This window comes from Eubacterium sp. AF16-48, assembly GCF_003479405.1.
GTDB lineage: Bacteria > Bacillota > Clostridia > Lachnospirales > Lachnospiraceae > Eubacterium_G > Eubacterium_G segne.
Map to the genome: position 1 here is coordinate 1 of NZ_QUHB01000020.1, position 9,803 is coordinate 9,803.

Sequence of the window (9,803 nt, forward strand, 5' to 3'; positions counted from 1 at the left end):
AGCAGGGACGCAAAATACTTACACCCCTGCTTGATTGAGCTTTCCGTATCTAAAGAGTTGGGCGGTAAACCCAGACTTTCCGAACTCTGCATAACATCTTCTGCCGTACCGCCACTTTCTACTTGAATGATAGCAAGTAGCACATTGACATACTCGGAGATACCGTTTTCTCTGGCGTACTTTTCCACCATAGGCTGATGTTTCAAGACTTCTGCGGATAAGTTCATACCCGTAATGCCAGAAGAAAAGTTGCTGTTCTCATCGTCGCTGTCCGCACTAATCAGCACCCCAAAGAAAAGCACCAGAGAAAAGAGGATAGGAAACAGACTGCCGATAAGAGCGATATGTTTCAGTTTCATTTTTTCTTCTGTCCTTTCTTCGTTACAAGGTTACGAGTTTTCTCTATGGTCTGTTGGTTCTTCTGGACGGTTTGTGTTTGCTGAACCTTTATCCTGCGGTCTTTGGTGTCATTCTGGTGTGTTTCCTGCGATACCACTTTTTCTACATTCTGCTGTTGTGATAAACTATGTACTGGCTGTGCAGGCTGGGTCGCTTTTCTATCAGAAGCACCAGAAGATAGCGGACGCTCTTTGATAACATTTGTCTTGACTGGCTCACTTGCTTTTGAAGTGGTCGCTGTGGCAGGGCGTTTCACTTCCTGCATTTTTTCCGCACTCGGCTTTGGAATGGTTGAAGCTGTGGCTGGTCGCTCATGGGGACGGGTAGCTCCCGTTGTCGCTGATCCGTCCGTCTTTCGCTGTGCCTGCCTTGCTTCTTGTGCCTTTTGAAGCTCCATACGTTTGTCAGCGATATTCTGTCTATGCTGTTCCTGCTTTTCCAAACGTCCCGTCTGTCTGGACTGCTGTTCCTGCACCATGCCACGCTTAAAGTCGGACACGCTGGACTTTGCCTTTTCCTTTGCGGAATACACCGCATAAGCGGTCTGTGTCGGCATATCCTTGATATTCTCTTTGACAGCATTTGCCTTGTCTTTCACTTTATTTTTCGTATCTAAGACAGCACCCACCTTTGAGCCTGCACGCTGTCCCATACTGGAAGTAGATGTATTGCCCCGACTGTCTTTTGTGGCTGTGTTCCTTGTCGGTTTTCTGTTTGAAATCGTGCTACCTGCCACCGCACCAGCAACACCGCCAGCAGTAACCGCACCAGCAAGCCGTCTTTCTATACGCCTAGCTCTATGTCGCATAAACAGATATGGTCTGCGGAATATCCTGCGTCCCATGTTTTGACTGTCGCCAGCGTTCAAAGAGAACATACTCATTAAATCGCCCAGCTTCATATAAATACCAGCGAAACATACTATCTGCAAGAACGCTACCATAAAGAACGGATAGTCCGTGGAGATGTTATAAAACATACTGGAAATGCTGAACGCCACCGTTACAATGAGCGTTATTCCTGCCCGTGTCATTATGGTATTAAACACCCTTACGATTGCCTGCTTCGCCATGCTTTCATAGCTCGGTATCATGGAAAGTAAAAAGCTGATAGGTAAAAACATTGCAAAGATAATAAAAAGTATCTGGCTAAATAACATCATGCCCGTAAGCAAGAATACAAATATCGTTATCCCTAAATTGAAGAACAGTAGGAAGAACACCATGCCTAAACGGTTCACGACCTGCGGTATCGTCAGATTGTTGTTGTCGTTATCTTCGATTTCTGTTTTCACGACTTCCTCTCTGGTTTTCCCGTCCTCGTCCTCTGGACTTGCCGATACAAGAGCTTCGACACGGTCTGCCCCGATTTCTTCTGTGTTGCTGTTACCGAATTGCAGAAGTAGCCACGGCTGTTCCACTTGAATAGAAAATAGGCTGTCCCGTATCAAGTCCACGCTGTCCTTGCCCTCGCTGTCGGAGTTGGGGAGCATGATTTTTGTTCCCAAGTCCAAAGAAGCGGTACTGATGTCTGATGAAAATTCATTTATCTTCTTGATGTAGTCGGGAGCGTAGGCAATAAACGAAGCGGACAGCACGAACACCACCACAAAGTTGATAACAGCGTGAAGTGCCTTGCTGGTTTCCCGTTTGATAAGTCCCGTATAAGCAACATACATTCCCACCACTAAGATAATGAGAAGCAGGAAACCAACATAGAAGCCCGTAGAAGAAAAGCCGTTCTCGGTTACACCTGCAAGGGTCTGTATGCTCTTTCCGATACTGTCTGCCATATCGTTAATAAAATCAAGTTTATAGGCTTCCTGCACCACATAGCCCGTGGCATTGCTTAAATAAAGGCTTATCGTCCAGACAAAGTTGGTAATGCAGTAAAGCCCGTACTGTACCGATTTTCCAATGCCGTCCAGCCAGTTCCACGGCAACCATGACCAGCTATTATCCACATAAAAATCAAGCTGGTAGTTGGAAAGGGGATATTTTGAGTAAAGATTTTCTGCGTTTATGGTATCGTCCACAAGCCCCGTCGCATGAGCCACCGTCCCCAAAAGTGAAAGCAGGATAAGGGAGAGTGCCACCACGAACAGAGCCATTTTGAGAAAGTGAAGTATCTTCCTTTTTGTGAACGCACCTTTTATCCTTTCTTTCATCACTCCACCTCATTTCTCTGTACGGGCGGTCTGGTATCAAAGGCGTGTAGCAGTTCTTCAAAGACTGGGTGTATCTGCACCACACCGACACGCCCGTATAAGTCCTGCAATAAGCATTGTCCGTTCTCCAAATCACGAAGCCGTTTCTGGTTGTTTTCATCGTCCTTGTCGATACCGAAAAATTCTAAGGTCTGTTTTATCTCGTTGACGTCAGTAGAACGGAAAGCGAATTTTAAGCCGATATTGTTTTTCAGACTTTCCTTTGCCACGTCCCCAGAAGATTGTGTAACGAAATAAACACCTGCCTGCATAGCTCGTCCAGCACGAACCAGCTTGTTAGAGAGCGTTTCTCCTTGTGCCACATTTAAGAACGCCCACGCTTCGTCCAAATCGACAATCTTAAAAATACTTCTGTCCGAATGGATAAAATCAAGGGCAAAGGTACTAATCACAATCAGCATAGATACCGACAATAATTCAATAGTCGTGTATTCTTCAAAGGTCGTGTCCTTATCTGGCAGTACAAGGTCGGCTACTTGAATGATATTGAGCTGGTTATCAAGGCTGATTGCATTTTCCACCGTACCGTCTGAAAACAGCAGATGTGCAAAGTCGTAGTCCGTGAAGCTGTCGATATGGTCTGCGATATTTCTTGATATGGGCGTATCTTCACGGCGTAGCTCGTCTATTACATGGAGCAAGCCCCGACTGTCGCTCTGGGTAACGGAACGAACCGCTTTTCGTAACACGGGGAATTTTTCGCCGTCCCTAGAGGAAATACCCGTAAGGAATGTTAAGATGTCGATTGCCAGACTTTCAGCGTCCTTTACATTCTTCATAATCACGAATGGGTCAAGAAGTCCTGCATTGTCTTTATCGCTGGTAAGATTTACGATATTGATTTCATGGGCGATTTCTGGAAGTGTTTCTTTCCAGTTGCCACGCTCGGCTTTGGGGTCTAAAATGACTGCTTGACCGCCAAACAACACCGAATAATACACCAGAAGATTGTTGCAGAACGACTTTCCACCGCCAAGCGAACCGACAAAAGCAGACGCTAAAGCGTTGGTAACTGTACCTTTTACGCCCTGCGAAGCTAAAGACGGTTGCAGGTACACATTTCTTCCCGTATCAACGGAATAGCCCATATAGATACCTGTAGTTTCCCCTAACTGCTGTGTCGCACCAAAGCCCAGCCCAGCTAAAAAATCTGATTTTACATACTGCACATAGTCATTGATATATCGCTTGCTGGCAGGAAGAAATTCAGAATGAAGCCCCAGCATATCCCCAGCAGGACGCACCAGCTTTACATTGAGGTCGTCGTAAAAGTCCTTGACTTCATCACAACGGCGTTTCAGCTCGTCAAGATCGGGTGCAGACACCCGTATAACGTAGCTTAACTTATACATACTTTCTTTGCTCTGGTCTAAATCGGTTTCCAGCTCGTCCACGCTGTCTAATGCGTCCACCACATTTGAGCTGGTTTCACTTCCTGCTTGATAAGCGTGATTGTCAAGGTCTTTCAATTCCTTTTTCTTATTGCGGACGGTTGTTAATGCTTTTCGGTTCTCCACGATTTCTACATTCATAGAAGTATCGACGGGGAATGTGAATTGCTGTTGCTGGAAATAGAAGATTTCAGACGACGGAAAATCAAGCTCGCCGACAATCGCATTGACGGTAAAATAGGACACATAACTTTCCTTGTCCTCATGTTCCAAGCGTAAATACCGCTGGCTTTCTTCAATCACACACCTTGTCGGACGGATAAGGTCGTAGTATTTTATCAGCGTTTCTTTGTTCAATTTTTTTTTGGTAGCTGGTACTCATAATCTTCATAAGCGATACCGTCCCTGCCGTAAAGATGTTCCATGAGATACCCAAAATCATTGATTTCCAAGCGACGCACCTTAAAGCGACGGGAGATTTTATTTTCCGGTAACTTTTCCATTTTCATGTAACGGTTGATTTCATCATTCGGCATGGAAACAAAGTCATTCATCAGCGTGTGGTTCACTTCATGGAGAAACTCTTTGAATGTCAGCCACGCTGATTTTTTGATGTTCTTCAGATTGAGCTGTTCTTCTGTAACCATGAGCTTAAAGCCAAGAAAAAAGCGGTAGTCCACTTGATTATCCCCAATCATTGATACTAACGCTTCGGTCTGTTCGTCTATTTTCTGATAAGCAACTTCCTTTAACTTCCCCGTAACTAACTTCTTTGACTGCTCCTGCATACTTCTAATAGAGCTTTCCGTCGCTATCTGCAACGCATGAATTTTACCCTCACGGGACTGTGCAATGAGCTGTCGGAAACTGTCATGCACGATAAATTTCTGCTCTACGGATAGGAAAGAATAGTTATACGGTATCAGCTCATAGTAGGCGAATACCTCATTGTCCTTGTTCCAGACAAGGTTATTGTCAATATATTTTATCGGGAACATAGTTCACACTCCTTACTGCCGTGATTGTTTCATTCAAGGTCTGCTTATGCAGTTTTACGGCTTTTCCTGCATAAGTGATTTTGGGTCTTAACGCATAGGTTATCTGTGATTTCAAAAAGCTGTACGGCTTCTTTCCGTCAAAGGTTTTCTGCGACATAAACCAAGTGAGAGCACCGGGAATTCCGAAGTATTTGAGAAATGCTCCCTCAATCATGGAAAGTGGGGGAATATCCCCAAACAGAATGATGATAAATTCTGTAATCACAAACCATGTAATCTGTGTAAAGGTAACGGGAAAGGGCAAGTTAAAGTCATTGATTGCATATAAGACTTTTTCCACGTTCCAGATACCCGTGTAGCTTTTAATCTTTTTCAAGTTCTTTCAGCTCCTTTCGTAAATTCTTCAAAGAGAAAAGGACAGCCATGTTTCAGACTGTCCCTTAAAAGAGAAATACGCTGTCAGTAGCAACAATGCTTGTCGCTGATCGTCCAGCGTTAATATGGTATCTCGCACATACCTCGGCTTGTTTCAATAAAGCAACCGCCCATATCCAAATCTCGCCCGTAGGCTTCATAGTCAATGTAGTTCTGTAAGCTGGGTGGAATATCGCCAAGTGCCTGCAATTCGTCTATGTAGTAGTAGGCAACGTCTGTCATGGTTTCACAGTCGGGATAATAATAAATGTCGTCCTTGTGTTCCACGACTTCTTCCAGCGTCCCGTAGTGGCTGATAAATTCGTCCAGACATTCTACGATATAGTCGGGAAGTTCCTCTATCATTTCATACATCTCATTGAGTTCTTCAATGGAAACATACTCGCCAATCGCAATAGGGAAGTTATCGGTATCATGGATTGCGTATTCCTCGTACTGTTCATTCAAGCCGATTTTTTCTTTTACATCTTCCTCGTCAATGGGAAACGTGAACCAAGCACCGACTAAATAGCCCTCATTGTATTTGCCAAGATTAGCAATATAAACCGCCATATCATCAATCATAAGCACCACCTCATTTCCTACTCTGGCAGTTCAAAGATACCGTGTTCCGTTACTAAAAATTTCCCGTGTTCCTGCAAGTGAGAAGCGTAGGCTTCAAAGTCAAAATAGTATTCTTGACAGTCCTCGGATAAATGCTTGAACGTCGGGTCATTCATCAGCTTTTGCCTTGCAACATCTATCATGCTTTTGCAGTCAGGATAAACCGTAATCACGTTCCTGCAAATATAAAGAGCTTCTAAATTCTCAAACACCGTAAGTAGTGATACATATTCTTCCTGCATATCACTTGAAAGCTGGCGGTACATAAAATCTAATTCGTTGAGCTGATACACGCTTGTATGTTCGTGGACTTCATCAGCAAAAGGCAACACCTTTTCGATAATGCGGTAATCCCCACTTTCTGCACCGATACCTAACTTTTCTTCAAACTCTGCAACATCTATCGGCAGGTCGAACCAGTATGATATTGTTTCTTCGCCAGTTGTTCCTTTCGTTTCCACCAGCACCCTTGTTTCCTGCATTGTTCCTCACGTCCTTTCTGTTGTTTCATCACATCTTTTATGGTCTGGTACGACATACCAAACACATATTTAGAAAAATCGTCTAACTGTCTTTCTTCATAATCGGCATGGTTCAGTCGTTTCATTTCATGCCACACCTTACGCTTGTAAGAGGGCAGGTCAGAAATGTATTCACAGCCGATTTTTTCCTGCATATCCTTAAAAATATCGTTCATTTCATCACTCCAATCCGAAATTTTAGGTAAGGAAAAAGCAGTCAATCCTAAGACTAACTGCTTTGTGTGTATGGATATGAAATTATGATTTTGCTATTTAGATTTATCCTTGAAAAAGCCAATTAAAATTAACGCAATACCAAGAATTGCTACTGGAATATAAATAACATTAGGTATATGATAAACAAATCTATCAATTCCAGACATAACAATATAAATAATAATTCCCATACTGATTAAAATGCTTTTATCTTTCATAATGGTCTCCTTTACAACTTCTAATTCTTTATTCCAATGCTTTCTTTAAGTCCAGAACAAATTGCTTTTGTTGTTTTTTCAAATAGGTTTTTACAAAAGGTTTCATAAACCACTTTTTAGGTATTACATTTTCTGTAAAGTCTATTTTTGTTTCATTCCCTTTGTCCGTAAAAATACCAATCCAGTGACCTTTCATGTTGCTATTCTCCATATCAAATTCCCAGCGTTTATATGGTTCTACAACGGTAACGGTAAATGTAGTAGCATATCCATTTTTTGCGTATTCAATAAATTGTTTGTCATTTATTATTTCTGTTTTGCTCAAATCACTTCGCCATAAGTTATATTTATCAACAGCTAAAACAATGTTCCAAACTTTTTGAATATCATTATTGATAATTGTATTTATATTTGAAACTGCCACTTTTTCATTCCCCCTTTTTAAATTACCGTTTATTGTTTTTTCATATCCACATTATAACATTCTCATATCAGCACTACAATAAAATTTTATGCACCGATAATCTTATTGAACAGCTCTAACAGACACCATTTCATCACTCCAATCTGAAATTTTGATAAGAAAAAAGCAGTCAATCCTAAAACTAACTGCTGTGTGTGGATATAAAATCTAAATTCTATTGTATAACTTTTCTTAGCCAATTATCTCTAAAGAAAATCTGTTCGTCAGTATGAAACCAATGTTCTCCGTCATTCATAACGGTAAGATTTGCACAATGTCTATCAATAAATTTATCTACCGTTTGACGTGATGTAAGATTATCATGTTCAGCATACAAAATTTCAGTAGGCGTTTTCCAATTAATCGGGTTTGCCCGAACAAAACATAGATATTCCCACGATAATGTTTCTCCAAAATCAGTTGGTATTTCTTTTCTTTCAGAAAGTTCCTTTTCAGACACATTCGCCCAGCTCATCATATCTACTATAAGTTGTTCCATATCAAGTATAGGCGATATGAATAATGCTTTTTCAATCTTGAAATTCTGTAATGTGTGCATTGTAAAATAAGCTCCGATACTATTAGCAAGTACATATATGTAGTCATATTTTTCAGATATTTTATCGTAGACTTCCATAATTTTATTTTTTACAATCCACGGGAAATAGTCATTATAATCTACTCCAAAAACATCAAAATCTAAACAAATATTTTTGAACTGTTCAGCTTCAAGATAACTTCCACCTTTACCATGAACATATATCATTGCTTTCTTCAAAATAACGCCCCCATAAATCAGAATTTTATATATCCACATTATACCATTCTCATATCAGCATCACAATAAAATTCTATGCACCGATAATCTTATTGAACAGCTCTAACAGTACATCTTTCACACCGCCAGCATTGAATACCAAGCCGACAGCAATCAAGGCAACTACTAAGAAGCCAATGAGCTTTGAAAACTCACGCTTGAACCCTAAGTAGATACCGATAACCACAATCGCCATAAGCACCAAGCTCTGTGCGTTTGATAAAAACCATTGATACAAATTTTGTCCGAAATTCATTTAATTGTCCTCGCTTTCTTCTAATTGTTTCATTTTATAGTCAGCTTCTTTGCCGACATTCAAAATACATATCAAGACTACGCCGATACCCATTCCCATAGATACCAGCAGGAAGTCTTTTAATAATATCCACATTTTTTATCACTCCTAACTTTCCACCAAATCTTTTGCAGGGGTCGTCTGCTGTTTGATTATCATTTCATGCTTTTCTGTGAGCTTTGCCTGCTGTTCGATTGTTTCCATGTAGTCTGTACCGTTTCCCTTATCAATCTTTTTCAGCATTTTCAAGGTCGGTGCTACCTGCCTTTGTACCCACCGCAATGTGCGGTCTAAAGTATAAGGTTCTGGCTTTGTCGTCAGTTTCAGACTTTGCCGATTATTGCCGATAAACCAAGCCCAGCGGTCATTGAGTTTCCAGTCATTTTTTCGCTTGTCGGGTTCTTCATCAACAAACCGCACATACTGATTGATGATAGAAAAGGCGGTCTGTTCTGCGTCATAATAGGTCAGCAAATCTCGTACTGCATAATAGGCTCGTTCATTGCGAAGCCGTATCTCAAAACGATTGATAATGTTGGCTTCTTCAAGCGGTGTCCCTAACTTGACATACTGTTCATAGTCTTTTTCATAGATACAGAAATACACATCTGATTTCAGCGAACCAAGATAAAGGGTACGTCCCATATATTCTCTGTCGTCCTCTCTGTGCTTGATAAGCTCGCCCGACTGATAAAACTTATAGCTTCTGGACTTTCCGATATATTCCCGTTTCCTGCATTTTTCCGCAAGCTCTGGAATATCCAAAATGCCCGTATGGTCGTTGATAGCAAGGTCGATACGCTTCATCACACCACCGTCTATGAGTGCGTCCATGAGGAAGTCATACCAGCTTCTTTGCTGTGCCAGCAGGTAACTTTCAAACTGTCTGCAACCACGCCCCTTTAACTCTAAAAGGACACCTTTTTCTTCGTCAGCCGACGTATAGATAAAGATGTCCCCTAAAGAGTAATGCTCCGTATAACTGTAATGTCCATAATCTTCATGGAGCATATAGTTGATATTCAGTTTTAATATGTCTTTGATGATATGCTGTATATCCAGCGTGGGAAAACGAATTTTCACATAATCAAACAGCATGGTAAGCGGTGCTTCTGGATTGAACCTTGCCAGTTCTTTATGCAGAGTTTCCAAAAGCTCCTTTGACGGCTTCATTTTTCCGCTTTCTATCTTATTGAGATATTCTCTTGTGATACCAGAAG

12 protein-coding genes and 1 pseudogene are annotated in these 9,803 nt (G+C 41.5%); all 13 read right to left on the reverse strand.

Annotation, left to right across the window (positions count from 1 at the left end):
• Window positions 1-359: lysozyme family protein (locus DWW68_RS13035; RefSeq protein WP_199669487.1), on the reverse strand; the 359-nt coding region annotated here is incomplete at its 3' end.
• Window positions 356-2,566, reverse strand: coding sequence for a YtxH domain-containing protein (locus DWW68_RS13040; protein ID WP_117824600.1), 2,211 nt, complete (start codon window positions 2,564-2,566; stop codon window positions 356-358). The genes DWW68_RS13035 and DWW68_RS13040, both read right to left, overlap by 4 nt.
• Window positions 2,566-5,015, reverse strand: a pseudogene (locus tag DWW68_RS13045) (ATP-binding protein). Before DWW68_RS13045 ends, DWW68_RS13040 begins: the two are co-directional and overlap by 1 nt.
• Complete coding sequence (locus DWW68_RS13050) at window positions 4,993-5,391, reverse strand: conjugal transfer protein (RefSeq protein WP_118595024.1); 399 nt, start codon at window positions 5,389-5,391, stop codon at window positions 4,993-4,995. The pseudogene DWW68_RS13045 and the gene DWW68_RS13050 overlap by 23 nt, the downstream one beginning before the upstream one ends.
• Before the next feature lie 119 nt (window positions 5,392-5,510).
• Window positions 5,511-6,014, reverse strand: coding sequence for an antirestriction protein ArdA (locus DWW68_RS13055; RefSeq protein WP_002323345.1), 504 nt, complete (start codon window positions 6,012-6,014; stop codon window positions 5,511-5,513).
• A gap of 17 nt (window positions 6,015-6,031) precedes the next feature.
• On the reverse strand, window positions 6,032-6,535 hold the full coding sequence (locus tag DWW68_RS13060) for an antirestriction protein ArdA (RefSeq protein WP_117824599.1): 504 nt from the start codon (window positions 6,533-6,535) through the stop codon (window positions 6,032-6,034).
• Window positions 6,454-6,750: a conjugal transfer protein gene (locus DWW68_RS13065; RefSeq protein ID WP_117824598.1), complete on the reverse strand. Its 297-nt coding sequence runs from the start codon at window positions 6,748-6,750 to the stop codon at window positions 6,454-6,456. The genes DWW68_RS13060 and DWW68_RS13065 overlap by 82 nt, the downstream gene beginning before the upstream one ends.
• Before the next feature lie 93 nt (window positions 6,751-6,843).
• Window positions 6,844-7,008 (reverse strand): hypothetical protein, encoded by a 165-nt coding sequence (locus DWW68_RS13635; protein WP_173736688.1) that lies wholly within the window; start codon window positions 7,006-7,008, stop codon window positions 6,844-6,846.
• 28 nt (window positions 7,009-7,036) lie between these two features.
• Window positions 7,037-7,432 (reverse strand): SRPBCC family protein, encoded by a 396-nt coding sequence (locus DWW68_RS13070; protein ID WP_117824597.1) that lies wholly within the window; start codon window positions 7,430-7,432, stop codon window positions 7,037-7,039.
• A gap of 214 nt (window positions 7,433-7,646) precedes the next feature.
• Entirely contained in the window at window positions 7,647-8,288 is a 642-nt protein-coding gene (locus tag DWW68_RS13075) for a hydrolase (protein WP_008393975.1), read from the reverse strand.
• Between the two features lie 34 nt (window positions 8,289-8,322).
• The gene (locus DWW68_RS13080) at window positions 8,323-8,544 is read right to left on the reverse strand and encodes a hypothetical protein (RefSeq protein ID WP_002323342.1); all 222 of its coding nucleotides are present in this window, start codon (window positions 8,542-8,544) and stop codon (window positions 8,323-8,325) included.
• Window positions 8,545-8,679, reverse strand: coding sequence for a DUF3789 domain-containing protein (locus DWW68_RS13085; protein WP_117824596.1), 135 nt, complete (start codon window positions 8,677-8,679; stop codon window positions 8,545-8,547).
• A gap of 12 nt (window positions 8,680-8,691) precedes the next feature.
• On the reverse strand, window positions 8,692-9,803 hold a 1,112-nt coding region (mobT, locus tag DWW68_RS13090), incomplete at its 5' end, for a MobT family relaxase (RefSeq protein WP_147365696.1).